At 34.7% G+C, this 259-nt stretch carries 1 pseudogene; it reads right to left on the bottom strand.

What is annotated here, in order from left to right:
• A pseudogene (locus tag SB679_RS25085) lies at positions 1 to 259 on the bottom strand (damage-inducible protein DinB); the annotation flags it as partial.

Consider the following 259-nt stretch of genomic DNA (forward strand, 5'->3'; position numbering starts at 1 on the left):
GAGTGATTCACTGCATGAAAAAGCATTTCAAAAATACTATTCTCAAATTTCGTTCCTCTCGAATTCTGATATTCTATTCTCTTTGCGAGATCAAAATTGGTGATAATATCAATGCTTTTAAGAAAATTCTCGTGATTGATTTCTACCAGAGATTCAAAGGGATTAATTTGCCAGACTTCAAAGGTGATCTCCCTCAATATCCGGGCATTCCAGATCTGTTGTGCATTAAGGGTATGGTTAATTAGACTGATCGTTTTAT

It is taken from the genome of Chryseobacterium sp. SIMBA_029 (genome assembly GCF_046535275.1).
Classification (GTDB): Bacteria; Bacteroidota; Bacteroidia; order Flavobacteriales; family Weeksellaceae; genus Chryseobacterium.